Here is a 26,045-nt window from a genome sequence, read left to right as displayed (position 1 = left end):
AACAGGACACTGGCACTCATTTACGTTGTCTGGTTTTCGAGGATGCGCATGTCCGACTTGCCCGCTGCACCGGTTTTACTTGAACGCCCGCTGCCCGGCGTGGCCCTGCTGCGGCTTAATCGCCCCCATGCGACTAATGCCTTAAGCCTGGAATTGCAGGCGCTGTTGTCGCGCTACTTCACTGAGTTGGCACTCGATCCCGAGGTGCGCTGCATCGTGCTGACCGGCGGTGACAAGGTGTTCGCCGCCGGGGGCGACATCAACAGCATGGCCGGGGTCGGTGCCATCGATATCTATAAACGTCACACCGAGAGAGTCTGGGGGCCGATCCAGCACTGCCCTAAACCTGTGATTGCAGCCGTCTGCGGTTATGCCTATGGCGGCGGTTGTGAGCTGGCGATGCACGCCGATTTAATCGTCGCCGGGCGCAGTGCGCGGTTTTGCCAGCCGGAGATCCGCATCGGCATCATGCCCGGCATTGGCGGGACCCAGCGCCTGGTGCGTGCGGTGGGCAAGGTCAAGGCCATGCGCATGGCGCTGACCGGGCAACCCATCAGTGCCGAGGATGCCTGGGTTGCCGGGCTGGTCAGTGATCTGGTGGAGGATGATCAGGTGCAGGCGCACGCGCTGGAACTGGCACGGGTGATTGCCAGCATGCCGGCATTGGCTGCTGAACAGATCAAGGAGGTCATCCTTGCCGGCATGGACGCACCACTGGAAGCCGGCCTGGCCCTGGAACGCAAAGCCAACGCCCTGCTCTTCGCCTCACGGGACCAGAAAGAAGGCATGCAAGCCTTTATCGAAAAACGCCCGGCACAGTTTGAAGGTCATTGACTGATACGACGCCGCGCTGTCGCGCAGCAAACAGGCCACTGTAGTCGCTGACGAGGTACGAAGGCTGCGATCGGCAATCCCTGGCCGTGTCGCGGCTAACCTGGCGTCCTGCCGGGCGCACTACTGCGCAAAACCTGCGTTCGGCCAGCGTGGTTTAACGGAGCCTCTTAGATCAAGATCAAAAGATCGCGAGGCAAGCTCGCTCCTACAGGGCCCCAAGAATCAATCACTTATTTTATGTTTGGGGGCTGCACTGGCAGCGGCTCCCGCACGGCGGCCGGAAAACACGCAGTCGGCCAGTGACAAACCGCTGATGTACAAGTGCGAAGGGATGCCCAAGGCACTGCGGCCGGCGGCGTACAGACCTTCGATTACCCGGCCCTGCCCGTCCAGCACCGCGCCGCTGCGTTCATCAACCCGCAAGCCACCCAGGGTCAGGGCTCCCAGCGGAAAGAGCGGGTTATTCACCGAGATATCGCACGCATAAAAAGGCCCTTGTTCGAGCACTTGTCGCCCGCCCGCGGACTTGCCGAACGGTTCCGGGGCCACGCCACGGGCGGCGGCATTGGCGGCCAGCACCGAAGCGCTCAGTGCAGCAGGGTCCATGCCGGTGCTGGCGGCCAGTTCGCTCAGGCTTTTGCCCTTGCGCACCTTCAACAGCATCAGTGCCAACGCCGGAAAGCTCTGAAACCACCAGTAACCGCCGAACAACGCTTCGCGAATGGCCTTTTTGCGCAACGGTGCATCCAGCACCAGCCATGCCTTGCCGCCCTGTTCTTCCATCAACGGCTGGCCCAGCGTGGCTCCATAAACTTCTTCATTACAAAAGCGCTGCCCCGTGCGATTGACCACAATGCCTTTGTGCCAACTGTACGGCGGGTTAAGGAAGCGCCACGCCGATACCCGTTCCAGCCGATCGCCCTGGCCGCCGCAGCTTTGGCCCAGACGCAAGCCACTGCCATCACAGCCGGTGGCGCCGACTTTGAAATTACGCACAAACTTGGGTGCGTGCTGGTCAAGCAACTGCCGGTTGAAGATGAACCCGCCCGTGCTGAGGATGACGCCCTTTCGCGCCTGCACCCGTCGTGGCTGGGCGAAGTCACGTTCCAGTTGGCGGACTTTTTGCCGCAGCTTGTTGCAATAACCTGGCGCGAAGTTCTGCAAACGTTCAGCCCTGGCCGCCAGGCGCGCATGCAACTGCGCGGGCTTGCTGCCTGCGGGCAAACAATGGAACTCAACCCCCAGTACCCGACCCTGAGGGTCGGTTACCAGCCGCCGCGCTGCGGCTTGCAACAATGGCCGGGCCCCGGCTCGCAGGCAGGCAGATTTGAGGTGGGCATACAGCACCGCGCCGCCCTGCCCCTTGCCCACCGTGCGATGCCCCCGTGGCGCGGGTGGCAGGGCACCGCCATACGCAGGCACCAGCTCGTTGCCGGAGTAATACAGATAGTAGCCGTCAGACGGGTACGAAGTTTTGCCGCCGGGTGGCATCTGGTGGGAGTAAGGCGCGCCGTGGCCCTCCAGCCAGGCAAGATTGCCCACGCTGTCAGCACAGAAGCGGCGCAAGGTGTCATCACTGATCACATTGTGCGTTTCGTGCTTGAGGTAATCGAACATGGCCTCGGGGCTGTCATTGAAACCCGCGGCCAACTGGTGCCGCGTCCCCCCACCGGCATAGACCACTCCGCCGCTTTTGGCGCTGGCACCGCCCCCCGTGAACCGATCGGCGATCATTACATCGGCGCCCTGGGTGCGAGCTTCCAGCGCGGCGCAAGCTCCTGCCGCGCCCCAGCCGACAACCAGCACATCACACTGCTCATCCCAATCGAGGCTGTTGCCATCCGCCACCTGCAAGGGCGGCAGCACCGGGCTGCCGGAACTGCTCTCGCGTGTTGACATGTCGCCTCCTAGCGCTGGCTGGCCAAGTGATTGGCGGCGATATAAGCAAAGGTCATCGCCGGTCCCAACGTGCCGCCAGCGCCGGGGTAACGGGTCCCCATCACCGATGCCGAGCAGTTACCAATGGCGTACAGACCGGCAATGCTCGTGCCGTCCTCACGCACCACTTGCGCGTGTTTGTTGGTCAACAGGCCGCCTTTGGTGCCGATGTCGCCCGCGTCGAGGCGCATGGCGTAAAACGGGCCTTTGCGCATCGGCGCCAGACAGGGGTTGGGCTTGATGTTGCAATCACCGTAGTAACGGTCAAACACATTGGCGCCGCGCCCGAAATCCAGGTCGACACCTGTCACGGCATAGTCGTTGACCTTGCCGACAGTGGCTTGCAGCCCGCTGGCGTCGACGCCAATCTGCCGGGCCAGGTCGTCCAGGGTATCGGCCTTCCAGTACAGTGAGTTCAACCATTCCTTGCGCAAGCGGCTGTCCGGCATGACCTGCCCGGGCATCAACGGCCCCATGGCGTAGTTGAACCGAAAATGCGCGTCGAAGATCACCCAGGCCGGCACCGACTTGCCGTTGGTTTTTGCGTTGTCCTGGTACATCGCATCGACAAACTCCAGGTACGGCGCCGCTTCGTTGACAAAGCGCTGACCTTCGCCGTTGACCACGATGGCCCCAGGGAAAGCTCGTTCGGCAAACACCGCACGGGGCTTGTCTTCACCCACCACGGCAATCGTCGGAGCCCACCAGGCCCAGTCCAGCAAGGCGGTGGCAGCGCCTTGCTCCATACCGGCAATCAGTGCTGCGCCGGTGTTGTTACCCGGCGGTGTCGCGCACCAGGCCTGGCGGCTCGGGCTTGGCAGATAGCGATCGCGCAGGGCCTGATTTTGCTCGAAACCACCCGAGGCGAGGATGACGCCGTAACGCGCATACAGCTCTCGCTCGGCGCCATCCTGCTGCACGGTGATACCGGTGATGCGCTGGTTATCGTTGATCAGCCCGCTAAAGTCGGTGTTAAGCCACAACGGCACGTTGCGGTCCATCAGCGAGCGGCGCAGCGAAGCCACCAGCGAACTGCCCAGAGAAGCCCTGCGGTCCATTTTGCTTTTGCGCCGCCATTTAAAATCCAGCTTGTAGCGCAGCATCAGTTTCATGATCAGCAGGCGCCAGCCAAAACTGCGCGCCATGGCTTTGTGCGCATCCCGCGCGGTCCAGGCGATTCGGCCCATCAACAGGGTTGAAGGCGACGGTTTACGCAGGTTGGCCAGTTCGTCACCGAGCAGGCTGGTGTCGAACAGCTCCGGGTCCAGGGTCCGGCCCCCGGCCAGGGCTCCCGGCAAATGCGGATAGTAATCCGGGTATTTGTCTGCGACCGCATAACGCACCCGGCTGCTGCGGGTCAGTTGCTCGATCATCTTCGGCGCATTGTCCAGATAGGCCCGCAGGCGTTCCTCATCGACTGTCTCGCCTACCGCTGCCTTGAGGTAGGTGAGCGCCTTGGCATAGCTGTCGTTATCGCTCAAGCGGGCGAAATAGTGATTGTTGGGGATCCAGATACCGCCCCCGGAAATGGCCGAGGTGCCGCCGTACTGATTGCTTTTTTCCACGATCAGGACCTTAAAACCCTGGTCGGCCAGGAACACCGCCGAGGTCATCGCACCTGCACCCGAACCGACGACAATCACATCGTAGTGGGTCTGAGACTGAACTTGAGCCGTCATTATTGTTATGCCATTAGCTGAGGTCAGAAAAAACCGCCAACGACGCAGCACCTGCGCTGGCGGAGTGCAACCCATGATCAGCGCTGCACAGGTTCGGCTCATCGTCAAAGCAGACTAGAAGACCGACCTGCGGCACCGCGCAAGGGCGCGCCGGGTCAGACCGGCGCGCGCCTGTCGGCCCAGGGGCTGGTTTGCTCCAGTTGGCTGGCCAGCCGCAGCAGCACGTCTTCGCCGCCCAGGCGGCCGGTGAACATCATGCCCACAGGCAAGCCGTTGTCACTCATGCCCAGAGGCAGCGAAATCGCCGGTTGCCCACTGACATTGGCCAGCACGGTAAAACCGGCACTGCCCATGGCGTGGCCGACGTAGCTGTCCCAAGGTTGATCAAGGGACAACACGCCGAGCGTCGGTGTCAGGCTGCCGGTGACCGGCGACAGGATCACGTCGTAGCGCTCGAATTGCTGCTCCATGGTTGCGCCGATGCTCTCAAAGGTTTGCCGCGCACGATAAAGGTCTTCACCGCGGGTGCCCTGTGAACGCTCCAGGTTGACCCGCGTGATTTGCTCCAGGTCCTGCGCGGTTGCGGCCCGCCCGAGCACTTGCTCGCGGTCCTGAATCTGCGCCCGTACGGCGGTCCCTATGACTGTGCCGTGGGCACCGAACAATTGGCGCGGGTCGATGTTGAGGGTCAACTCGTCAAGCTCGTGCCCCAGCGCCGACAACTGCTTGATGGTCTGTTCCAGCGTGGCGGCAATTGCCGGGTCCAGAGGCGCTCCGGTCAGCGACCGGCGCACAACAGCTACCCGCAATTTGCCCGGATCACGCTGTAATTCGTCGACATAGGGACGCTCCGGCGGAGCGCACCAATACGCACTTCCAGCTTCATGACCTTGACCGGCATCGAGAAACAACGCGCTGTCGCGCACGGTGCGCGTCACCACATTGGCCACGCTGGCACCAAACAAACCTTCGAAATGCTGCGGCCCGCTGGGGGTGCGATAGCGGCTGGGCTTGAGCCCGATCACGCCACAATACGACGCCGGTATGCGGATCGAACCGCCGCCATCGGTGGCGTGGGCCACAGGCACGATGCCCGCTGCCACTGCAGCGGCCGAGCCACCCGAAGAACCGCCTGCGCTCATGGCCAGGTTCCACGGGTTATGGGTCTGGCCCCAGGCCAGGGATTCAGTGGTGGTGGTCAAGCCAAATTCAGGTGCCGCTGTCTTGCCGAACGGCACCGCCCCGGCCTGCTGGTAACGGGCTATTAGCGTGCTGGTGCGCTCGGCAGGCGGAGAGTCCTTGAACAGCCGGCTACCGTTGCTGGTGATCGTGCCTTGCAGCGTGGTGTTGAGGTCTTTGAACAGCAAGGGCACACCGGCCAGAGCGCCCTGGCTACTGGTGCCCGCGACACGACGTTGGGCAAGCAAATTGCGCGCGTAGGTGTCGTGCAGCATGTTCACGGCCTGGATTTTCGGGTTGACCGCGTTAAAGCGAGCCAGTGCAGCCGTCAGCAGGTCTTCGGGGCTTAGTTCGCCACTGCGTATCGCCTGGCTCATGGCCCAGGCATCCATATGCTGGTAATCGCTGGCAGAAAGCCCTTGCGCACGCGCATCGGCAAAGCGCCCCAGCAAGCCAACGCCGACAGCCACTGCACCGGCCTTGAGCACACTGCGCCGAGGCCAGTCAGTGGCGGTGTTGTGCGGTGTGTTTTTAGGGTTGTCCATTGTCGTTATCACGCCCTGATTAATCATTTATTGGCAGTGGCCTGAAGGCCACTTGTGCGTCCATCAGTCGGCGGTGACCCCGGCCAGCATGGTGGCGAGGTAATGCTCGCCATAGGGTGGCAACAACCCCCATTCACGGCGCGGATCATGGGCCGACGCCTTGAACACCGTGCGCATGTGGCTGAATTCAAGAAACCCTTCACGGCCACGGTAATGGCCCATTCCTGAAGCCCCTACGCCACCAAAAGGGGCGTCGTGCAACGCGGCGTGCATCATCACGTCGTTGATCGTGACCCCGCCGGACACGGTGTGTTCGAGCACCTGGCGCTGCTCCTGCAAGTCATCGCCGAAGTAGTACAACGCCAGTGGGCGGGGCCTGGCGTTGATATCGGCGATAACCTCAGCCACTTCGTCATAACTCAACACGACCATGGCCGGGCCGAAAATTTCCTCTTGCAGGATCTGGCTGTCCGCAGGCGGATTGACCACTACCCGCAGCGGTCGGCGGCGGTCGTCGACATCAACGGCCAATGGCTCGGGCAAACATTCGACCCGCGCACCGCGTGATTCGGCGTCTTGCACCAGACCTTCAACCCGCTCCAAGTGGCGCTGGTTGACCACTGCCACCACATCCGGGTTGCCCGCCACACTGGGGTTGAGTTCGCGATATGCACTGCGCAGCGCATCCAGCAACCCTTCGAGTTGCTCCCGAGGCACGTAGACCACGTCCGGGTTGATGCAGATCTGCCCGCCATTGCTGGACTTGCCCGCAGCAAGGCTGAAGGCGGTCTTGTTCAGGTCCGCCGTGCGAGAAATGATCACCGGCGACTTGCCGCCGAGCTCCAGGGTCACCGGCACCAGGTTTTTCGCCGCATTGCTCATCACCCGTCGACCAATCGCCGTGCTGCCCGTGAACACCAAATGATCAAAGGGTTGGCTGCTGAAGGCTTCGCCCAGTTCCGGCCCGCCGTTGAACATCGCTACGACCAGTGGGTCCAGGTGATCGGTGCAGAGCCGGGTCAGCAGTTCAGCAGTACGCGGCAGCACTTCTGAAGGCTTGAGAATCGCCCGATTGCCGGCTGCCAGGGCCGAGGCCAGCGGGCTGAACAGGGTATACAGCGGAGCATTCCAGGTGCCGAGTATGCCCACTGTGCCTTTTGCCTGGTACATCACCCACGCCCGGGCACCGAGTTGGTCGTAAGGCGAAAACACCTCGCGGGGCTCGTCTTGCATCCAGCCCAGCAAGTGGTCGCGGGCATATTTCAGTGAAGCCAGTGCACCCAGTACGTCGTTCATCAGGGAGAACCCGACAGGCCGGCCGCCAAAGTCCAGGTCGATGGCACGGGTCAATGCCTCGTGGTGATTGACCAGCAAATCGATCACGTGCTGAAGACGCTGGCGACGGGTGTCTGCATTGACGCTGCCAGCACGCGCAAAGGCGCTTTTTTGTTGCGCCAGCAGGCTGACGAGATCCGGGACAGAAGCCGTGGCTGAACTCATTGTTATCCCCTTGCAGGTTGGCTCGATGGCCGGTGAGCGCCCTATGCGCCTGGCGCCACCCTAACCGCGCAAGCCGTTGCCGCGCCTCGTCCAATCGAACTAGGACCCTTCATTAGTGTTAGTCCGTTGAGACGATGCTCGAGGTGGGTAAACCCTCAATACTGGCCATACGAAAACTCCACTCCATGAGGCCAGTCATGGCAATGCAAAACATCAGCTTCGACCCCCAGGCGTTTCGTGCCGCGCTTGGCACATTCACCACCGGGGTCACGATCATCACCACTCAGACCGAAGAAGGCGCGCCGGTAGGCATTACCGCCAACAGCTTTAACTCGGTGTCGCTCAACCCGCCCCTGGTACTCTGGAGCTTGTCCAAGCAAGCCCGCAGCCTGCCGGTCTTCAGCAGTGGCAAACACTGGAACGTGCATGTGTTGTCCACTGAGCAAGAGACGCTTTCAGGGCGCTTTGCCACCCAGGGCGAAGACAAGTTTGCCGAGATAGAACTCGATAATGGCGTCAGTGCGGCCCCGCTGCTGCAGAATTGCACCGCACGTTTCCAGTGCCGCACGGCCTTTCAGTACGAAGGCGGCGATCACGTTATTTTTGTTGGTGAAGTTCTTGCCTTCGATCACAGCGACCGCGCCCCGCTGGCGTTCCAGAGCGGTCAATATGCGCTGGCTACGCGTAAGCCGCGCAGCGAGTTACGACTGGCGACCACCCCGCCGCCACCAGAATGCAGCTACACCGAAGACTTGCTCGGTTACCTGTTGGGCCGCGCCCACTACCAGGTGCTCAACACCCTTCGGCAGTTGCTCAACAGCAAACAACTGGACGAACAGACATTTTTCATCCTGTCGATCCTGTGCATTCGCGACAACCTCACCCTCGAAGAAATCAACACCTTCGTGAGCTACACCGGGCGTGAAGTGACGCTGGCCAGCATGCGTTTTCTTGAGCGTCAGCGTCTGGTGGCTTTCGAGGGGGCAACAGAAGCATTACGCTTTGTGCTCACCGCTAAAGGCCGCGAAATGTCCCTGCATCAACTGGCGCTGGCCAAGGCCGTGGAAGAGGACTTGTCGAGCACGCTGGGGGCCGCTGATGCGCAAGCCCTGAAAGTCTTGCTCAAGCGTTTGATCGTAGTCAGTGACCCGGGCTTGCCCGATTTGTGGGCCCCGCGATGACTGCTCGCGCAGGTGTACTGCCCCCCGCCACGCTTGGCTGGGGCAGTCATGGCTTGCTGATGCTGTTGGCCCTGGTGTTTGCCGATAACTTTGTCGGCCGACAAATTCTTGCGGTGATGGTCGAACCGATCAAAGCCGAGTTTGGCGTCAGCGACACCGCCATCGGGGTAATTTCGGGCCTGGCGTTTGCCGGGGTCTATGCCCTCACCGGTTTGCCTGCCGGGCGTCTGGTAGACCGCATGCCGCGTATCCGCCTGCTGGCCATGTCATGCCTGTTGTGGGCGTTGGCGACCATGGCCTGCGGGTTGGCGGGCAGTTTCCTGGCGCTGGCTGTTGCCCGCATGCTGGTCGCTGTCAGTGAGTCACCCACGACCTCAGCATCGCTGTCGCTGATCGCAGACCTGTACCCGCCCCAACGGCGTTCGTTTGCGATCAGTTGTTTTACCGCAGCCCCGACCTTCTCTTCGATCATCGGCTTGAGCATCGGTGCCTGGGTAGTCGAGGTGTATGGCTGGCGCAGCGGCTTTATTGCACTCGGTATCCCGGCCTTGGTGTTTTGCGCGATCCTGGCCTTTTTTGTGCGTGAACCGCAGCGTGGCCGCTGGGACGTTGTGGCTCCCACGCACACAGCGCCTGCATTGCTCGGCATGGGCGCCGAAGCGCGCAAGCTATGGGCCATACCCGCCTATCGCTGCCTGGTGCTCGCCGGTGGCCTGACCACGCTCAGCTCTTACGCAATCGGCATGTGGAACACCAGCTTTCTGGTGCGCTCCCATGGTTTGTCGCTGCAACATGCCGGCTTGCTGGCCGGGGTTATTTGCGGGTCTTCGGCCGGATTTGGCGGCCTGTTCAGTGGCTGGTTGAGTGATCGCCTGTGTCGCCGCCAGGCGCATTGGCAACTGACCATTCCGATCCTCGGCCACTTGATCGCCCTCTGCGCCCTGATCCCCTACCTGCTGTGGTCCGACAGCCTGCTAGTGCAGGTCGGCACTGTACCAATCCCGACCGCGATGCTCTGGTGTGCACTGTATTCGTTCTTTGCCGTGTGGTGGGTTGCCCCCTCCTACAACCTCGTAACCCAACTGGTGCCGACAGGTCGTCGCGGCACCGCCATGGCGCTGCAAACCATCATCAGCACCTTGTTTGGCGTCGGTATCGGCCCATTGATCACTGGCTTGTTCAGCGATTTATTGCACCCGGTATTCGGGTACGAGTCGCTGCGCTACGCCTTGCTGCTGGTGAGCTTGCCAGTAATTTGGGCCGTGTTGCTCCTGATGCGCGCCATGCGTCATGCCTCCAGGACAGGTTATCGCTATGTCGAGACACCTCTCGGCGCAGAGAGGTGAATAACTTGCCCTGCTGCAGGCATGGCCTGCGCTCTAACTCCGTCATCAAAAGGCAGCTTTATGAACGACCTGATCCATAGCCACCAGCAAGGCGCGCTGCTCACCCTGAGCATCAACCGCCCAGACAAACTCAATGCCCTCACCAATGCCATGTACACCCGCCTGGCCGACCTGCTGTATGCAGCAGGCGAAGACCCGAGGATAACCGCTGTCATCATCACCGGGGGCGAGCACTGCTTTACCAGTGGCAACGACCTGCGGGATTTTCTCGAATCGCCGCCCACCCACTTGAACAGCCCGGCGTTCCGCTTTATGGACGCGGTTATCCAACTGGACAAACCTTTGATCGCCGCCGTCTGCGGTGCGGCCATTGGCATCGGGACCACTTTGTTGCTGCATTGCGATCAGGTGCTTGTCACCCACCATGCAAAACTGCGCATGCCCTTCGTCAACCTCGGCCTGTGCCCGGAGTTCGGCGCTAGCCTGCTGCTCCCCCGCCTGCTCGGCCATGCCAGAGCCGCCCGGCTGTTGCTGTGGGGGGACGGCCTGGACGGGACGCAAGCGGTCGCCCTGGGATTGGCCAACGAAGCTTTTGAAGACGGCGAGCAATGCCTGGCCGCAGCACAAAAAATGGCACAGCGCTTACTCACCCTGCCCCGTGAATCCGTGTTGCACACCAAGCGTCTGTTGAAACAGCCGCTGCTGGAAGCACTGAAAGACACCCTTCGCCGGGAGAATCTGCTGTTTATGGAGCGCCTGAAAAGCGTCGAGGCCAAGGCTGTGCTGGAAGGCATGTTGCAGCGCAGTGCCGAGAAAGGCTAAAGCCGATTTCGTTGCTGCTTACGTCATTAAATCTCGCCTTGCGCCAACCCCAACACCCACTCCCGAAATACCACCGCACAGGGCGACAACGGCCGATGCTTGACCGACACCAGGTACTCGGCGCGCCCTGTCACGCATTCAAACCCGGTGACGCGCTGCAGCTCGCCTTTGGCGAAGGCTTCGTCGCCCATGAAGGTCCACGCCAGGCCAATGCCCATGCCTTGTTGCACCGCGCGAAAAGCCAAGGTCAGTTGGTTGAACACCGGGGCTTTTTCCGGGGCGAGGTAGTCGATGCCGAAATGCTCAAACCACTGCTCCCAGTCCAGGCAATGCCAGGCCGAGGTATCGATCTGCACCAGGTTGGCGCTGGCCAGTTGTTCCAGGGTTTGTATACCCGTGACGTCCAGGGCTGCATGGGCAACCGGAAAGACGATTTCAGGAATCAGAAAGTCGCAATTTAAAGCACCCCACTCGCCTTGGCCGTAGAGGATGCCCAGGTCGTAATCCTTGAGGCTGGCTTCATCGAATTCATTCATTGCGTGCACGTGCACGGCGATGTCGGGATAGGCCTTGTTGAATTCGATCAGCTTGGGGAACAGCCAAAACTGCGCCAGGGCATGGGTCGCCAAAATTGAGACGGTGTTGGGTTGATGCACATTGCGGATCCGCGTCACGCTTTGGTGCAGTGTGGTCAGGAGTGTATTGACCGTTATCAGCAGTTCCTGCGCGGCAGGCGTGAGCATGACGCCGCGCGGTTTTCTTTCGAACAGCGGCACGCCGATGCAGTCTTCCAGCTGACGCATTTGTTTGCTCACGGCGCTTTGGGTCAGGAACAACTCTCTGGAAGCGCCGGTAAAGCTTGAGTGGCGGCCGACTGCTTCAAAGGTGATCAGGGTTTCCAAAGGCGGCAAGGCACGCAGGTAACGGTTGATGATGCAGCTCCTTGTGGCGATAAACAGCAAGATATTCCGCAGCGGAATGGATGACTGATTTTTTATCGCAGGTGGCGTTCAATTGCTACCGATAGAATCTCGCCAAAGTCATTAGTTGAGTAGGCGTGATGAAAAGCGGGATTGTGTTTGCGTTGCTGGCCGGAGCCATTTGGGGCGGAGTCATTCTTGGGCCCTCCTTGCTGCCGGAATTTAATGCGGTACTGATCAGCAGCGTCCGCTTTGCGATGTATGGCCTGATTTCCCTGGCCGTTGCACTGCCCATGACAGCACGCCTGCTGGCTAAAATCAGCCGCGCCGATGTCGGCATGCTGCTGCGTCTGTCACTCACCGGTAACGTGCTGAACTATGCGCTGCTGGGGGCCTCTGTGCAGCTCAGCGGGGTTACGGCGGCCTCGTTGATCAACGGCATCATGCCGGTGGCCATCACGTTTTTAGGCCGCGCCGATGCGGGCTCGTTGCCGATCAGCAAACTCAAGCTGCCTTTATTGATGGTATTCCTCGGAATCGTATCGATCAGCCTGGAACATACCGGTGCCCATTCATCAGGCACTGAGTTGACCACGCAACTGCTGGGCATCGCTTGCGGGTTCTGCGGTGTGATCAGTTGGTCGTGGTACGCCACCCACAATGCCCGTTACCTCAAGCACAGCGCATTCAACAGCAGCGAATGGTCTACCCTGCTGGGCATCGCTACCGGGACCGTCGCCGTGGTGTTTGGCCTGGTGGCCTGGTGGCTGTTCCCCAACCTCATGCCTGCCAACATCGACAGCAGCCGCTGGATGAACTTTGTGTGGGTGTGCCTGTTCCTGGCGTTCTGCGGTTCGTGGATTGCCAATGGGCTATGGAATGCCTGCTCACGGCGTATGGCAGCGTCGCTCAGCGCGCAATTGATTGTCTTTGAAACGCTGTTCGCCTGTATTTATGGCTTCTTTTACGCCCAACGCCTGCCCAGCCTCATCGAGTTGGTGTCGATTGCTTTGTTGGTGGGCGGCGTGGTCTGGGCGGCGAGGCGTCATCGGTTGCCGGGCGTTAAGCTGCCAAGCCCGGCCTGTCAGGGCTAAAGCGCTGTTACGCGTGCCAGCAGCGATACCAGCCGTTGTTTTCCGAAACTTGCAGTTCAGTTTGATACAGCGCCGAAAGCTTCTCGCTGGTGAGGATCTCGCGCTTGGGCCCGTCAGCAATCAGCTTGCCCTGGCTGATAAGGATCACCCGGTCGATTTCCGGAATGATCTCGTCGATGTGGTGAGTCGTGATGATCATGGCGCGATCTTGGCCACAGAAATTACGCATCAGCGACAACAACCCAAGGCTGGCGCCCATGTCCAGGCCGCTGGTGGGTTCGTCGAGGATCAGCGCTTGCGGGTGGTGAACCAGGGCGCGGGCCAGCAGCAAGCGGCGCTTTTGCCCGGTGGACAGACGCTGGAACATACGCTGTTCTTCAATATCGCTGCCCAATTGCTGCATCAGGTTGCGGGCCAAGGTGATGTGTTCTTCATTGGGCTGCAAGTGAGCGTGGGCGCCCATGGCGCCAAAGAAGCCGGACACCACCACATCCAGCGCCGAGGTATACGGGGTGTAATCTTCTTGCATGTCCTGAGACACGAAGCCGATCTTGCTGCGCAGGGCCCACAGGTTAACGGTTTCATCGCCGAACAGCTTCAGGTAGCTGCCTTCACGCTCAACCGGGTAGATCTCGCGGTTGATGAGCTTTAACAGAGTGCTTTTGCCAGCGCCGTTAGGGCCAAGGATGGCCACGCGTTCGTTGTAGCCAATGTGCAGCGAGACGCGGTCGAAGACCTGTGTTTGCTGTTGAAAAGCGCTGACCTGGTTCAAATCGATCATGGTTATGCCTTGGTTGACCGTGGGTGCGTGCCGTAGCGACTAGCGTTTTGCCGCGCGAGACTGTACGACGCATTCTTGGGTTTTGAAACCCTTTTGCGGCCGGTAAATCCTCCACCCATGAGCGCAAGCACGCTGTGGCAATCTTCACTATGAATGGAAACATTTCTCATTTATATTTGCTGCCGCTCTGCACCCGCTCAGGCCGATCATGCCCTTCGACCCCGTCAAACCCTCACTGCTCAGTACACTGGTACGTCACTACGACGAGCTGGTTGATCATGTGCGTCGGCGTTTTGGCGATCGTGGCTTTGCCCGCGAAGTGGTCCATGACGTCTGCGTGCAATTGCTTGAAAAACGCGAAAAGGATAACGTCCACACGCCGTTGGCGTTGTTGCGCAAGATCTCCCACGATCAAGCCGTCAACCGTTATCGCAGTGAACGACGCAGCCAGACCTGGCTCATTGAGATGCCCAAACCGCTGGATGCTGTCTGCCCGGCGCCGTCACCATCACGCCAGTATGAGGCGGCACGGGAGCTGGAATTGCTCACCCAGGCCATCAGCCAATTGCCGGAGCGCTGCCAGATGGTCTTTGTCATGCACAAGATTCACGAATTGCCCCAGGCTGAAGTGGCTGCACGTATGGGCATTTCACTTAAAACCGTCGAAAAACACCTGCGCCTGGGCATTGCTGCCTGCCGCGCACACCTGGATCGTCCGCCCGGCCCTTTATGAACACGCCCTCCTCACCCGAGCAACCGCTGTCTGCCGAAGACGAAACCCTGGCTCGCCATCGCGAAGAGCTGCGCAAGCGCTTTCCGATGCCCACTCCCAAGCCGCGCAAACCGCGCACGCCGCTGGTGGTTGGGGCCCTGGTGGCGCTGGTGGGTGCAGGCCTGTTCTGGACAGACCCCAGCTATCGCATCGAGCAGTACAGCAGTGCACTGGGTGAGCGGCGCGTGCTCGATCTGGCAGACGGCAGCCGGGTGGTGCTCGACAGCGGCACCCAGGTTGAAGTCAGTTGGCACTTGCGTTCGCGTCGCGTGGCACTCAACAACGGGCAGGCCTTGTTCGATGTCAGCAAGACGCTGTGGCGCCCGTTCCAGGTGGATGCCGGTGCTGCCCGCGTAACCGTGTTGGGCACCCTGTTCAATGTGGCCCGCGAAGAGAATGCCGTGCACGTGGCATTGGTACGCGGCAGCGTCAACGTGCAGTCAATCACTCATCCGGCTCAGCAACAGCGGCTGAGTCCGGGGCAGCAGTTGGCGGTCCTTGACGGCCAGTTGCAGCCAACCCGTAACGCCGACCTGCCCGGCGTGCTGGCCTGGCAAGAACGCAAGCTGGTGTTCTCCCGCACCCCGCTGGCTCAGGCCATCGCGCAGATCCAGCGTTATCGTCAGGCGCCGATCCGCCTCGAAGATCCAGCCCTGGCGCAATTGCCCATCAGCGGCGTCTTCAAAACCGACAACGTTGAAGACCTGCTCGACCTGTTCCCGCATATCTTGCCCCTGACGACGGCACGGGATGCGGACGGTACGTTGCACATCACCCACAAGCCTGCAAAAAAATAATTCGGTGACGAGGTAGGGTTTTGCCGTGCGGATGACGGCAATAGAACTAACCCTAACGTTCTCAGGAGCCCCGTCCATGAAACAACGCTTGCCGGCGCGTCAGTATCTGTCGCTGTCTGTACTCGCCACCAGCCTTCTGTTCGCCCTCTCGGCCAATGCCCAGGACAAAGATACGTTCGACGTCGACTTGCCGAGCAGCAACCTGGAGCAAGCGCTGAATACGCTGGCCCAACAGTCCCGCGTGCAAATCATTTTCGCCAGCGACGTGGTCGGCAACAGCACCACCCCGGCGCTCAAAGGTCGCTATACCGCTGAAGAAGCCCTGCACCGACTGCTCGATAAACATGGCCTTAACGTGCAAAAGCGCGACGACCAGACGTTTTTTATCGTCGCGCAAGACACCCAGGCCAATACCCTCACCCCGCCACCGCCTGCTGAGCCGGTAGCCTTGGGCACCATGGTGATCAAAGGCGATGTGCTGGGCAGCGCCACCGACCCGGAAGTTCGCACCTACGCGGGCAGCCGTACGGTGATTGGCAACGAGCAACTGCAAAAAGCCAGCGTGCGCGGGGTCGATGAAGCCTTACAACGTGTACCGGGGGTCAAGGTGTTTGACGAAACCGGTACCGGCGCACTGCCACAAATCGCCGTGCGCGGCCTCTATGAAAGCCGCAGCGGCCGGGTCCAGGCTTTGTCTGACGGGATTCCGCTGGCATTGGCGCCCTATGGCCAGACCGGGCTTTCATTGTTCCCGGTGACCATGGCGACAGTGGATCGCATCGACGTGGTACGCGGCGGTGCAGCGGTGCAATACGGCCCGAACAACGTCGGCGGGGTGATCAACTTCATCAGCAAACCGATTCCCCGCGAGTGGCAAAACACGGTTCAAGAGCGCACCACCTTCAACCCCGGTGGCCGCCAGTTGTGGGACACCTATGTGGGCACCGGCGGTTACCTGACCGACAATTTCGGCCTGCAACTGGACCTCAACAGCATCAACGGTGAAACCGGTCGTGAACACTCCGACACGGATATCCAGAACTACCGCCTGCGCGGGCAATGGGACATCGACGATGACCGTGACCTGAGCTTCGGCATTCAGCACTACCGCGCCGACATGGACCTGCCGGGCGCCCTCAGCGTGCGCGACTACAAAGACAACCCGCGCCAGTCGACCCGCCCGCTGGACAACTTCGAAGGCAATACCGACCGCGTCTGGGGCACCTACACCCAACAATTGGGCGCTATTGGCCCGTTCGATTCGGTGCAGTTCAGTTGGACCAACTTCGCCCACAAGAGCTACCGCAACTTTGTCGTGGGCCTGCCTTTCACCCCGGATGGCACCGCCGTTACCAAGCAGGATGGCCCGCGAGACTTCAAGGTCTGGGGCAGCGAGCCGCGCCTGAGCATGAACATCGACGGCGACCAGGTCAGCCAGACCTGGTTGCTGGGCGCCCGCTACGTCAAGGAAGACATCGACTACAAGGTCGATCGGCAAAGCGTTGCCACGGGCAAAACCACGCCGTTCCGTGACTGGCAGTTCAATGACTCGGCCAAGGCGTTCTACATCAGCAACGCCATCGGCCTGTTCGACAACCGCCTGACCATCACCCCCGGTGCGCGCTATGAAAATGCGCGCATGGATTACGACGACGGCATCACCGGTTTTACCAACGAGAACACCTCCCGGGAGTGGTTGCCGGGCCTGACCGTCGGCTTCCAGGCCAGTGACGACTGGTACGTGTACGCCAACGCACAAAAATCCCTGCGGCCGCCGCAAGTTACGCAGATCGTCAAGGAAGGCCAGGTTGGGGCTGAACTGGCGTGGAACTACGAAACGGGCGTGCGCTATACACCCTGGGACGGCCTGCGCGTCGATATGGGCCTGTACCGCATCGATTTTGAGGATCAGATCGTCTACAACGGCACCACCGACAGGTTCGTCAACCTGGGCAGCACCCGTCACCAGGGCATCGAAAGTGAAATCTTCTGGACCCCGCAAGCCCTGCCCGCCCTTGACTTGCACGCCAGTTATGCCTACCTCGATGCCAAGCAGCGTAACGGTATCTACAAAGGCAATGACGTGCCCTTCGCCTCGCGCAACCAGTTCAGCGTCGACGGTCATTACCGTTTCGCCGAACACTGGAGCTACAGCCTTGATGGCCTGTACGTGAGCAGCGCCTACACCGACGCCGCCAACAGCGTCGACGAAGATGCCATTGCCTCAGTCGGCCGGCTGCCCGCCTACTGGTTGTGGAATACCGCCATCGAGCGCCAGTTCAAGTTGCAAGACCACAGAGTACTGACCGCCTCTGCGGGCATCAGCAACCTGTTCAACCGCGAATATTACTTCCGCGGCATCGACACCAGCCCGTGGGGCCGCCAACCTGCACCACAACGCTCGTTGACGTTGGGGCTGAACTATCAGTTCTGATTAACGGCTACCCTCTCCTTCGGGAGAGGGCACTTTTGATTTGCCCGCCCCCAAATCCCGTAGCAGTTGTCGAGCTTTGCGAGGCTACGTCCGGACGCACAGCAACAGCGAGTGGCAGAAACGCTTCAGCCTCAATGGACCATCCGATCGATGAAACTTTCTTCATAAAGGCATCTCGCCACACTTAAGGTATGCAGTTGCGGCATAGCCCATTCTGAAACGTCATAAACCTGTGTTTTGCTGCGTGGTAGTCTCGCTGAACCATGAACAGGCATAGATCGTAATTCGATGATGGCCAGAAACAGGAAAGATCATGCCCAAAAAGTCCCACACCGCCCTGCGCAATAACTTCCGCCAATTGCTTGCCACCCCTGCGTGTTTCGAAACGGCTTCGGTTTTTGACCCGATGTCCGCACGTATCGCCGCTGATCTGGGTTTTGAGGTCGGTATCCTCGGTGGCTCGGTGGCGTCGCTGCAAGTTCTGGCAGCCCCTGATTTTGCCCTCATCACCTTGAGTGAATTCGTCGAGCAGGCCACCCGTATCGGCCGCGTCGCTCAATTGCCTTTCATTGCCGATGCTGACCACGGCTATGGCAATGCCCTCAACGTGATGCGCACCGTCGAAGAACTTGAGCGTGCCGGTGTTGCCGCACTGACCATTGAAGACACCTTGCTGCCCGCACAATTTGGCCGCAAATCCACCGACCTGATTTCTATCGATGAAGGCATCGGCAAAATCAAGGCCGCCCTGGAAGCCCGTGTAGACCCGGCGCTCTCGATCATCGCGCGGACCAACGCTGGCGTGTTGTCTACCGAAGACGTGATCAAACGCACCCAGGCTTATGAAAAAGCCGGTGCAGACGGCATTTGCATCGTGGGGATCGACGACTTTGCCCAGCTTGAGCAAATTTCCGAGAAGCTCACAGTGCCGTTGATGCTGGTGACATATGGCAACCCGAAACTCAATGACAGCCAGCGTCTGGCCAGCTTGGGTGTACGCATTGTCGTCGCCGGTCACGCCGCCTACTTTGCGTCGATCAAGGCCACCTACGACAGCCTGCGTGCCCAACGTCACCTGACCAACAGCACCAATAACCTCAGCGCTACCGAACTGACCCACACCTACACCCAGCCGGAAGACTACGTGGCTTGGGCCAAAGAGTTCATGGACGTAAAAGAGTGATTCACCCCCGGTTGGATAACACGGCCGTTATCTCACCACCTTGATAGACCTGTGGTTAGACAACGACCGCATGGAGAGCGTTACGTCAGACGATGTCATCTACCACACCGCCGTCTACCCGCAGTGCCGCCCCTGTCGTCGCCGACGCCTGAGGTGAACACACGTAGACGACCATGTTGGCGACTTCTTCAACCGTTGCTGCGCGCTGAATGATCGAGCTGGGCCGATTGTGTAAAACAAATGCAGTCGCCACTGACTCCAGGGTTTTACCCGTACGCTCAACCTCGTCTTTCAGCATGTTTGCAACCCCTTCGGACAAGGTCGGCCCCGGCAATACGCTGTTAACGGTCACGCCGCTACCTGCAACCCGCTTGGCCAACCCTCGCGCCAACGCCAATAGAGCTGTCTTGGACACGCCGTAATGAATCATGTCAGCCGGAATATTGCGTGCCGACTCCGACGACATAAACACCACTCGCCCCCAACCTTTATTGACCATGGCCGGCAGCAACGCCCGGCTCAAACGAACCCCGGACATCACATTGGTTTGCCAATAGCTGTCCCAGACCTCGTCATCGGTTTCGTAAAAGTCCTGAGGCCCATAGATACCGGCATTGTTCACCAGAATATCGACCTCACCCGCATCGCGAACCAACGCCGCAACACCCTCGGCGGTGCTCAAGTCAGCAGCAATACCCTGCACCGACGTGCCCGGCACCGCTTTCGTCAACCTGGCGACGGCTTCAGCCACAGACTCCGTACTGCGACCATTGAGAACGATCTGCGCGCCCGCCTCTGCCAGGCCCTGGGCGATGGCAAAACCGATACCCCCGGTGGAAGCCGTTACCAGTGCGCGTTTGTCATTGAATTGGATGTTCATCCCTTCTCCTTGTCATGCGTGATCGTGCGGATGTGTGATGGGCACACTCAGTACGACCTTCAGCAAAGCGAATTGACTCCCCGACCGTTCAAAAACCCCTTGGCACCCACGAGTGTCAAGCAAACCACTCTTTACGCCCTTCAAAGGTGCTGACGATCAGGTCCACCAGACTCTGAGCTTCTTGCGGGAACGGTGCGGCGGCATTGACGGCCAGCCAGGCCTGCCGCTCCAGGCTGGCGGGCATCAGCCCGGGGATGGCGGTGAGGCCGCGATCAAAGTGGCTCATGTAGCGCGGCAGCAAACCGATGCAGGCGCCGCAGCGGATCATTTCCAGCATCAATGAGTAATCGTGTACGTGCACCACGGCCGCCTGACGCTGTTCCACCAGCGTATTCCATGGCTGCAGCACCTGTACCTGTTGGTCCGGGTGCCACTGCACCAGCATGTAGTCAGCCAGGTCGTCGAGGGTTTCTGGGCGGGTCATTAGCCGCGAGTAACGTTTGGCGATGTGCGGCAGGTAGTGCAGGCGCGCCAGCGGCCTGACGGACTCAACGGCGAAACTCGGGCCCGACGGGGTTGGGTCCATATCTGAGAGCCACAGCACCACGTCAGCCTCGACCGTTTGCAAGGCGTGGTGGTTTTTCAGCGAGATGATGTCCAGGCGGATGCTGGCATTTCGGCGTAACAAGGCAATCAGGTCACGCCCCAGGATGTCGTGCAGGATTGTTTCGGCGACGGCCAGGCGAATGCGCGGTTGCTCGCCCATGGCCACCGATAATTGCTCTGCGTCCGCCAGGGCAATCAGTTGGGCCTGCAATCGTTGGCCTTCAGGGCTGAGTACCAGCGACCTGCCCTGATAGTTGAATAATGTACAGTTGAGGCGATCTTCCAGTTGGGTCAGTTGCCTGCGTAATAGCGTGGCCTTGATGTTCAGGCTGCGTGCTGCCTGGGTAAAGCAGCCACAGCGGGCGCTCACCAGAAAAAATCGCGCTACATCGCTACTCAGGGTGTTCGCCAGAAGCATCCTTGGTTCTGGCAATTCACAGGATTTGCGGTAGCCGGTGTTGCTTTGGGGTGCAGCCGATTCTTGAAATGCCATGTAGGGTGACTCCCTGTCTTGGTGCCGGCGCGGGGCAAGCTGCGATCTGTTGATTTTGTTGGTAATCGCAGCCTGTTGCAGTGTCGCGTCCTTGCGCGGGGTTTACTCAAGTACTTTGTTTAACTGCGCACCATCGATGCTCAGGGTTGCCGTGTTGAGCATGCCTTCCAGATACGACTTGGCGATTTGCTCCTGACGCTGGGCGCGCAAGGCCTGAGTCAGGCGCTCGCGCATGTCGTCGAGGGTGGCGGTACGTGCAGGCTGTTGGGCCGTGAGCTTGAGCACATGAAAACCCGCCGAGCTTTGCACCACATCCGACACTGAACCGACCTTGAGCCGCGAGACCACGCCACGTACCTCTGGCAGCAGCTGTTCCAGCGGCTGCATCCCGATGTCCCCGCCATGCCCGGCGCTGTTGGGCTCTTGCGAGTACTGGGTCGCCAGTTCTGCAAACTCACCCGGCGCCTCTTGAGCCTTGCGGCTCAGCTCCAACGCCTGGCGGCGCACCCCTTCTGCGCGTTGCCCCGGGCCCACTGCGAGGAAGATCTGGCTGACTTGATACTGTGCCGGCGTCCCCCATTGAGCCTTGCCGCTGTCATAGGCCGCTTGCAGTTCGGCGGCGCTCGGGTAGTTGGCCGGCACTTCGCTGACCGACAACATGTAATCGCGGAATACGATCTGCTCGGCGGCAGCGCGAGTCTGTTGCTCAACCTCGGGGCGCTGACGCCAGCCCTGGGCATCGGCTTGTTCCAGAACGGCCTTTTGTGCCAATCGGGAACGCAGCCAGGTCTCCAGAGCACTGCGGTTGCTGCGCAGTTGCTCGCGGGCCTCGGGCGGTAAAGTCGCCATCACCGACTTGAGTTCCTGGACATCTATTTGCTGACTGCCCAGGCGGGCGACCGCAGGGCCGCTTTGCTGCAGATCAAGGACCGGCGCCGGTTGCTGAGCGGCAACCGGGTCGCTACCCGGACGCAGGCTCAATACCACCGCTACCACCAGCAAGGTCAACGCGCCCGCGCCGACCACCAGGGTTGGTTTCTTCACAGGGCAGTTGCCTCTTCGCGGTTGTCGACAGACTCGGTCTGTTCTTGTTTCTCGGCCTGGGCTGCCAACTGCGCCGCTTGCTGGCTGTATTCACGCAGGTACACGATGAACTCTTGCAGCAAGCGGTCCCATAGCTCCAGCTGGCTGCGCAGGTGGACTTCACCGACTCCGGCCACGACCACGTCCATTTCCATCAGCAAGAACTCGCCCTGCAGCGACAGGCGAGCAAAGCGCCGCGAAGCGTTCCACACTTCGGTCAGGCCTTGTGGCAGTTGGCCTTGAACGCGCAATGCACAGCTGTAGGTAAAGTCAACGTAGCTGCCCTGCTCCACTGCCGGGTTACCGAAACGCACGGCAAAACCGATGCCTTGGCTGGCGCTGAGCAGTTGCACGATGCCGTTCTGTTCGGTTTCGTTGACGCGGTAGCCTGCCGCTTGCAGCAGCTCAGTCAGGGTCTGGACGGTAACGCTAGTGATCAAATCGCTCATGGTGTGCTTCCTTGTCTATCAATGATTGAGGGCTGCTTGAGGTGCATCAAACCGGGTCTTGTACAAATCGTCGCCAAAGCCCTGGGCCAGTTCTTCGAACTTGACCCGTGCGCCGCTGGCGAATGGCTGGCGAATACTCATCACCTCAGCCACATCGATTTTTTCGTAAGCCGCGAGCAGTTGCTGGGCCACGCCGTACATCTGTTGATTCTTGGCAACACATTGCTGCAGGTGTGTGTCACGTTCGGTCAATTGCGTCTGCAAGCGTGCACGTTCGGCTTCTTTGCCCCGCGCCAGTTGCAAAAGGTCTTCATAGGCCTTTTTAAACTTGCCGGTCTGTTCGTTGCTCGCCGCTACCTGGGCTTGCGCCTGGTTGTGCAGGTTCTGTTGCTGACCCACCAACTGCTCGGCCACGCCTCGGGTTTTCTCAAGCTCGGCGGTCAATTGCTTGATCTGTGCCTGCGCCTGTTTGGCCTGGTTTTCGGCAGCGATGCGCGCGGCGCTGGCCTGGGCCTGCTCGCTTTGCAGCGCCTGTAATTGCGCAGTGGTGCTGCGCAATTGCGTGCGCAGGCGCTCCTCCATGCCTTCGGCTGATGCACCGGTCGCGGCCAGGCTGCCCAGGGCCAGTACCAGGCCGCAAATTCGGGTGTTCATGTGGTTTCTCCCGGCGCATCAAAAGCGCGTGTTGAGTTCCAGTTGCATCACGTCGACCTCAAACGGCGCGCCATACACTTCGGAGGCGCTCAACCAACGAGCACTGGCGTAGATGTTTTTGTCGATGCCGTAGCTGCCGCCGACGAAATAGCCCTTGGCATTGGTGCCGCCCAGGTGAAAGGACGAGTCGTTGAAGCCGTCCGGCAAGGCGTCAGGCTGGATGTATTTGTAGCCCGCGAGCACGTTCCAGTCGCCACGCTTGCGCATTTCCAGCGCGTTACCGAGGGTGAATTGCAGCATCATTGCGTTGCCGCCACTCTCAAACTCGCCGCTGCTGTTGAGGTTGTTGACAATCTCGCCTTCCGAGCGCTTGAGCATCTTGCCTTTGTTGTATGACAGGTTGCGGATGTAGTTGCCCTGGGTGCGCAGCATCAGGTTTTCCGGCAGTTGGGTGTCCCATGCCAGATTCAGGTCAAGCACATCGAATTTGGACGCCAGGCCGACAAACTGAGGCTGTGGCGTGAGGCCCGGGGTATCCGGGTTCGGTACGATGTCGCGCAGCAAGAACACCGTGTTGCCCTTTTGCATAAAGGTCAGGCGGGAACCGTCGGTGTCGCAGCCCGGCTGGCCTTGCCACGGCTTGCAAGGAGCAGAACGTTTGCCTTCAAGGTCTTCAAAGCGATAGTAAGCCAGCGCGCCCTTCAGGCTGTTGTCGCTGTTGAGCTTCCAGTCAGCGCCGATCTGGCCGCCAAACATCCACTTGTTTTTGCTGTCTTCCTTGTCCAGCCCGTTGCTGCTCGCGGTGTCCGAACTGTACTCAACCGGGAACGCGCCCAACGTAGCGAACACACCCCAATCCTTGTTGAGCGTGTGGTTGAAGTTGGCTGCAATCCCGTCAAAGTTCAGGTCTTTGGAGTACATCATGTCCGTTGAGTAGAACGGGGTGGCAAAGCGGCCGCCGGTCAAGGTCAGGCCCGGCATGGCTTTCCAGCTCAAGTAACCCTGGTCAAGCCACAGGTCTTTCTTGCCAAAACCGCCGCCCAGGGTCTGGTTGGCCGATACCGGGCTGTTGTCATTGCCGGTGCCGACCCGGATACCCGCCGTCCATTCCGGCGAGATGATCGCTTTCATGCCCAGACGCGCACGCAGGCGCAGCAGGTTTTCGCGGTCTTCGCGGGTGTTCAGCAACGGCGGCATCTTGGTGTTGCTGTCTTTGTTAACGTCGTAAGGGCCGTTTTCGTTCAACTTGGCGTAGTCGACGATTTCATTGCTGTTGTGGCCCGAGAAGTAACGTGATTCGTCGCGCAGGCGGATGTCGCCGTCAAAGCTGATGCGTGACGCCCACTCCGGGAAGGTGTTGGGCTGAGCCCAGTTTTCCTGCTTGGCGGTGGCCATCACTTCAGCCTTGACCTGATCACGAATCTGGTCACGCACGGCGGTCGGCACGTATTGCACCCGCACATCACCAGGCGCTGCCACAGGGCCAGCGGCAACCACCGGGGCTGCGCTGGCTTGACGGGCTTGTTGAGCTTCACGTTCGGCCTGGGCAATCAGCCCGTCAGCGGCCGCTTGCTTGAGCACGCCTTGCTCGACCAGCAGGCGGATCAGGTTGATCGTAGCGTTTTCCGAGGGCGCGGCAGTCGCTGCCGATGCGGGGCCAACCAGGGTCGCGATGACCATGCCGACCGCCAGGGTCAGTCGATTCACGGGGGAAATCATGTGCTCACAACTCCTGTAAAAAACTGCAAAAAAGTTCAATCACTCCGGACGACGGCCCTTCAGGGACAGTCGTACCGGCAAGGTCAGCGAAGCCGGTGTGCGCTGCGTGGCATGCGGCGCACGCAAGGCAGCCAGCACCTGAGCATCGGTTTGGGCGTCACCGCTGGACTGCACCAGCACCACACGGGTGACCTGGCCATCCGCGCTCAGCCACAGGTCGGCCTGCACCTGGTAAGCCTTCTTGCGCAGTTCCGGGTCTTCGCGCAGCAGGCGCTGAAAGACCCCCGCCAGGTATTGCTTGTACGTCCCGGTACCCAGGCCGCCACCGCCAGAACCGGCCATGCCGCTGCCCTTGCCCGCGCCGACGTTGAACCCGTCGTTACCGGCCTGGGCGTCGCCATCGATTTGCATCGGGTTGGCCAGGTCATCTGCCGGTGACGGCGGCGCTTCTTCCTCGGGCTTGACGTCTTCGGGCTCCGGTGACGGCTCGGACTCAACCACCTTTTCTTCCACCTGCGGCTCAGGCTCCTTGGGTTTTTCCGGCGGCGGTGGCGGTGGTGGCGGCAACGGGATAATCGTTGGCACCTTCGGCGCCTCCCGGCGTACGCCACTCATGTCATTGGCCCACTGCCAGATAAACCAGGCAGCAACACCGCCCAGCAGCAGGCCTGCGCCCCATTTCAGCGGGCGCAAGAGCGTGTTTGGAGTCTGTGCGCTCATGTCGTATCAGCCCTGACTCGGTTTGCCGGTGACCAGGCCGACCTGGGACAACTCCAGGCGGCGCAGCAGGTCCAGCACTTCAATGACTTTCTGGTACTGGACCAAGGCGTCACCGCGCACGATGACCGGGAAATCCGGGCTTTGTGCCTTCTCGATACGCAGGCGTTCTTCCAGTTCGCTCAAGGTGACCGGGTAGGCATCGAGGAACACTTGCCCGGCATCGTTCACCGAAATCGCCTTGGTCTTGGCTTCGGATAACGACACCGAAGCACTGGCTTTAGGCAGGTGGATCTGGATGCCCGACACTTGTGCGGTGGCGGTGAGGATGAACATCACCAACACCACCATCAGCACGTCTACCAGGGGCGTGATATTGATGCTGTCGACGGCGGCATCATCGTCATCGTCGTGGGCGGCGTTTACAGAAGCCATGACG

General features: G+C 60.4%; 23 protein-coding genes. 9 read left to right on the top strand and 14 right to left on the bottom strand.

Annotated features, from left to right (window positions below):
• Positions 1-48 precede the first annotated feature (48 nt).
• A complete protein-coding gene (locus tag GHO32_RS17060) occupies positions 49-834 on the top strand; it encodes an enoyl-CoA hydratase (protein WP_153332510.1) in 786 nt (261 codons plus the stop codon).
• A gap of 222 nt (positions 835-1,056) precedes the next feature.
• Here GHO32_RS17060 and GHO32_RS17055 read toward each other — a convergent pair whose 3' ends face one another.
• The 4 genes from GHO32_RS17055 to GHO32_RS17040 form a co-directional block, all read right to left on the bottom strand.
• Positions 1,057-2,733: an FAD-binding protein gene (locus GHO32_RS17055; RefSeq protein ID WP_153332512.1), complete on the bottom strand. Its 1,677-nt coding sequence runs from the start codon at positions 2,731-2,733 to the stop codon at positions 1,057-1,059.
• An 8-nt stretch (positions 2,734-2,741) separates the two neighbouring features.
• Positions 2,742-4,451, bottom strand: a complete 1,710-nt coding sequence (locus GHO32_RS17050) for an FAD-binding protein (protein ID WP_153332514.1) — start codon at positions 4,449-4,451, stop codon at positions 2,742-2,744.
• Positions 4,452-4,606: 155 nt separating this feature from the next.
• Entirely contained in the window at positions 4,607-6,175 is a 1,569-nt protein-coding gene (locus GHO32_RS17045) for an amidase (protein ID WP_153332516.1), read from the bottom strand.
• Positions 6,176-6,238: 63 nt separating this feature from the next.
• Positions 6,239-7,702, bottom strand: a complete 1,464-nt coding sequence (locus tag GHO32_RS17040) for a coniferyl aldehyde dehydrogenase (protein WP_368668362.1) — start codon at positions 7,700-7,702, stop codon at positions 6,239-6,241.
• Positions 7,703-7,872: 170 nt separating this feature from the next.
• Here GHO32_RS17040 and GHO32_RS17035 point away from each other — a divergent pair, with 170 nt between their 5' ends.
• From GHO32_RS17035 to GHO32_RS17025, 3 genes are read left to right on the top strand one after another with little or no spacing between them, the layout of a single operon-like run.
• Positions 7,873-8,856, top strand: coding sequence for a flavin reductase family protein (locus tag GHO32_RS17035; RefSeq protein ID WP_153332520.1), 984 nt, complete (start codon positions 7,873-7,875; stop codon positions 8,854-8,856).
• A complete protein-coding gene (locus GHO32_RS17030) occupies positions 8,853-10,202 on the top strand; it encodes an MFS transporter (RefSeq protein ID WP_153332522.1) in 1,350 nt (449 codons plus the stop codon). The genes GHO32_RS17035 and GHO32_RS17030 overlap by 4 nt, the downstream gene beginning before the upstream one ends.
• Positions 10,203-10,262: 60 nt before the next feature.
• Positions 10,263-11,024, top strand: a complete 762-nt coding sequence (locus tag GHO32_RS17025) for an enoyl-CoA hydratase-related protein (protein ID WP_153332524.1) — start codon at positions 10,263-10,265, stop codon at positions 11,022-11,024.
• A 26-nt stretch (positions 11,025-11,050) separates the two neighbouring features.
• On the opposite strand, the gene GHO32_RS17020 is transcribed toward GHO32_RS17025, so the two are convergent.
• On the bottom strand, positions 11,051-11,986 hold the full coding sequence (locus GHO32_RS17020; RefSeq protein ID WP_153332526.1) for a LysR substrate-binding domain-containing protein: 936 nt from the start codon (positions 11,984-11,986) through the stop codon (positions 11,051-11,053).
• Positions 11,987-12,081: 95 nt separating this feature from the next.
• Here GHO32_RS17020 and GHO32_RS17015 point away from each other — a divergent pair, with 95 nt between their 5' ends.
• Positions 12,082-13,038, top strand: a complete 957-nt coding sequence (locus GHO32_RS17015) for a DMT family transporter (RefSeq protein WP_323370470.1) — start codon at positions 12,082-12,084, stop codon at positions 13,036-13,038.
• A 7-nt stretch (positions 13,039-13,045) separates the two neighbouring features.
• Here the strand turns inward: GHO32_RS17015 and GHO32_RS17010 are convergent, their stop codons facing one another.
• A complete protein-coding gene (locus GHO32_RS17010) occupies positions 13,046-13,819 on the bottom strand; it encodes an ABC transporter ATP-binding protein (protein ID WP_153332530.1) in 774 nt (257 codons plus the stop codon).
• Between the two features lie 208 nt (positions 13,820-14,027).
• Here GHO32_RS17010 and GHO32_RS17005 point away from each other — a divergent pair, with 208 nt between their 5' ends.
• From GHO32_RS17005 to GHO32_RS16990, 4 genes are all read left to right on the top strand, one after another.
• Positions 14,028-14,552 (top strand): RNA polymerase sigma factor, encoded by a 525-nt coding sequence (locus GHO32_RS17005; RefSeq protein ID WP_153332531.1) that lies wholly within the window; start codon positions 14,028-14,030, stop codon positions 14,550-14,552.
• Positions 14,549-15,388: a FecR family protein gene (locus GHO32_RS17000; protein ID WP_153332533.1), complete on the top strand. Its 840-nt coding sequence runs from the start codon at positions 14,549-14,551 to the stop codon at positions 15,386-15,388. Before GHO32_RS17005 ends, GHO32_RS17000 begins: the two co-directional genes overlap by 4 nt.
• A gap of 76 nt (positions 15,389-15,464) precedes the next feature.
• Complete coding sequence (locus GHO32_RS16995; RefSeq protein WP_153332535.1) at positions 15,465-17,822, top strand: TonB-dependent receptor; 2,358 nt, start codon at positions 15,465-15,467, stop codon at positions 17,820-17,822.
• A 313-nt stretch (positions 17,823-18,135) separates the two neighbouring features.
• Positions 18,136-19,005: an oxaloacetate decarboxylase gene (locus GHO32_RS16990; RefSeq protein WP_048372137.1), complete on the top strand. Its 870-nt coding sequence runs from the start codon at positions 18,136-18,138 to the stop codon at positions 19,003-19,005.
• Positions 19,006-19,090: 85 nt separating this feature from the next.
• Here the strand turns inward: GHO32_RS16990 and GHO32_RS16985 are convergent, their stop codons facing one another.
• From GHO32_RS16985 to GHO32_RS16950, 8 genes are all read right to left on the bottom strand, one after another.
• A complete protein-coding gene (locus GHO32_RS16985) occupies positions 19,091-19,885 on the bottom strand; it encodes an SDR family NAD(P)-dependent oxidoreductase (protein ID WP_153332537.1) in 795 nt (264 codons plus the stop codon).
• A gap of 115 nt (positions 19,886-20,000) precedes the next feature.
• Complete coding sequence (locus GHO32_RS16980) at positions 20,001-20,984, bottom strand: LysR family transcriptional regulator (protein WP_153332539.1); 984 nt, start codon at positions 20,982-20,984, stop codon at positions 20,001-20,003.
• Positions 20,985-21,086: 102 nt separating this feature from the next.
• Positions 21,087-22,028 (bottom strand): peptidylprolyl isomerase, encoded by a 942-nt coding sequence (locus GHO32_RS16975; protein ID WP_262125950.1) that lies wholly within the window; start codon positions 22,026-22,028, stop codon positions 21,087-21,089.
• On the bottom strand, positions 22,025-22,516 hold the full coding sequence (locus GHO32_RS16970) for a YbjN domain-containing protein (protein WP_048372128.1): 492 nt from the start codon (positions 22,514-22,516) through the stop codon (positions 22,025-22,027). The genes GHO32_RS16975 and GHO32_RS16970 overlap by 4 nt, the downstream gene beginning before the upstream one ends.
• Positions 22,517-22,534: 18 nt before the next feature.
• The gene (locus tag GHO32_RS16965) at positions 22,535-23,170 is read right to left on the bottom strand and encodes a DNA repair protein (RefSeq protein WP_153332541.1); all 636 of its coding nucleotides are present in this window, start codon (positions 23,168-23,170) and stop codon (positions 22,535-22,537) included.
• 18 nt (positions 23,171-23,188) lie between these two features.
• Positions 23,189-24,889, bottom strand: coding sequence for a putative porin (locus GHO32_RS16960; RefSeq protein WP_153332543.1), 1,701 nt, complete (start codon positions 24,887-24,889; stop codon positions 23,189-23,191).
• 39 nt (positions 24,890-24,928) lie between these two features.
• Positions 24,929-25,609, bottom strand: coding sequence for an energy transducer TonB (locus GHO32_RS16955; RefSeq protein WP_153442926.1), 681 nt, complete (start codon positions 25,607-25,609; stop codon positions 24,929-24,931).
• Positions 25,610-25,615: 6 nt separating this feature from the next.
• The gene (locus GHO32_RS16950) at positions 25,616-26,041 is read right to left on the bottom strand and encodes a biopolymer transporter ExbD (RefSeq protein WP_153332545.1); all 426 of its coding nucleotides are present in this window, start codon (positions 26,039-26,041) and stop codon (positions 25,616-25,618) included.
• Positions 26,042-26,045 lie beyond the last annotated feature (4 nt).

The organism is Pseudomonas sp. FSL R10-2189 (assembly GCF_009600325.1).
GTDB lineage: Bacteria > Pseudomonadota > Gammaproteobacteria > Pseudomonadales > Pseudomonadaceae > Aquipseudomonas > Aquipseudomonas helleri.
Note: the sequence above shows the minus strand (reverse complement) of the source record. Positions and strands in the feature narration are given on the sequence as shown.

Bases quoted from the DNA above. Each gene is read 5' to 3' on its own strand.
- GHO32_RS17010 (WP_153332530.1), bottom strand. From the start codon at position 13,819: ATGATCGATTTGAACCAGGTCAGCGCTTTTCAACAGCAAACACAGGTC.
- GHO32_RS16950 (WP_153332545.1), bottom strand. From the start codon at position 26,041: ATGGCTTCTGTAAACGCCGCCCACGACGATGACGATGATGCCGCCGTC.
- GHO32_RS16970 (WP_048372128.1), bottom strand. From the start codon at position 22,516: ATGAGCGATTTGATCACTAGCGTTACCGTCCAGACCCTGACTGAGCTG.
- GHO32_RS16990 (WP_048372137.1), top strand. From the start codon at position 18,136: ATGCCCAAAAAGTCCCACACCGCCCTGCGCAATAACTTCCGCCAATTG.
- GHO32_RS17055 (WP_153332512.1), bottom strand. From the start codon at position 2,733: ATGTCAACACGCGAGAGCAGTTCCGGCAGCCCGGTGCTGCCGCCCTTG.
- GHO32_RS17035 (WP_153332520.1), top strand. From the start codon at position 7,873: ATGGCAATGCAAAACATCAGCTTCGACCCCCAGGCGTTTCGTGCCGCG.
- GHO32_RS16965 (WP_153332541.1), bottom strand. From the start codon at position 23,170: ATGAACACCCGAATTTGCGGCCTGGTACTGGCCCTGGGCAGCCTGGCC.
- GHO32_RS17025 (WP_153332524.1), top strand. From the start codon at position 10,263: ATGAACGACCTGATCCATAGCCACCAGCAAGGCGCGCTGCTCACCCTG.
- GHO32_RS17030 (WP_153332522.1), top strand. From the start codon at position 8,853: ATGACTGCTCGCGCAGGTGTACTGCCCCCCGCCACGCTTGGCTGGGGC.
- GHO32_RS17045 (WP_153332516.1), bottom strand. From the start codon at position 6,175: ATGGACAACCCTAAAAACACACCGCACAACACCGCCACTGACTGGCCT.
- GHO32_RS16955 (WP_153442926.1), bottom strand. From the start codon at position 25,609: ATGAGCGCACAGACTCCAAACACGCTCTTGCGCCCGCTGAAATGGGGC.
- GHO32_RS16985 (WP_153332537.1), bottom strand. From the start codon at position 19,885: ATGAACATCCAATTCAATGACAAACGCGCACTGGTAACGGCTTCCACC.
- GHO32_RS16980 (WP_153332539.1), bottom strand. From the start codon at position 20,984: ATGGCATTTCAAGAATCGGCTGCACCCCAAAGCAACACCGGCTACCGC.
- GHO32_RS17050 (WP_153332514.1), bottom strand. From the start codon at position 4,451: ATGACGGCTCAAGTTCAGTCTCAGACCCACTACGATGTGATTGTCGTC.
- GHO32_RS16995 (WP_153332535.1), top strand. From the start codon at position 15,465: ATGAAACAACGCTTGCCGGCGCGTCAGTATCTGTCGCTGTCTGTACTC.
- GHO32_RS16960 (WP_153332543.1), bottom strand. From the start codon at position 24,889: ATGATTTCCCCCGTGAATCGACTGACCCTGGCGGTCGGCATGGTCATC.
- GHO32_RS17005 (WP_153332531.1), top strand. From the start codon at position 14,028: ATGCCCTTCGACCCCGTCAAACCCTCACTGCTCAGTACACTGGTACGT.
- GHO32_RS17060 (WP_153332510.1), top strand. From the start codon at position 49: ATGTCCGACTTGCCCGCTGCACCGGTTTTACTTGAACGCCCGCTGCCC.
- GHO32_RS17000 (WP_153332533.1), top strand. From the start codon at position 14,549: ATGAACACGCCCTCCTCACCCGAGCAACCGCTGTCTGCCGAAGACGAA.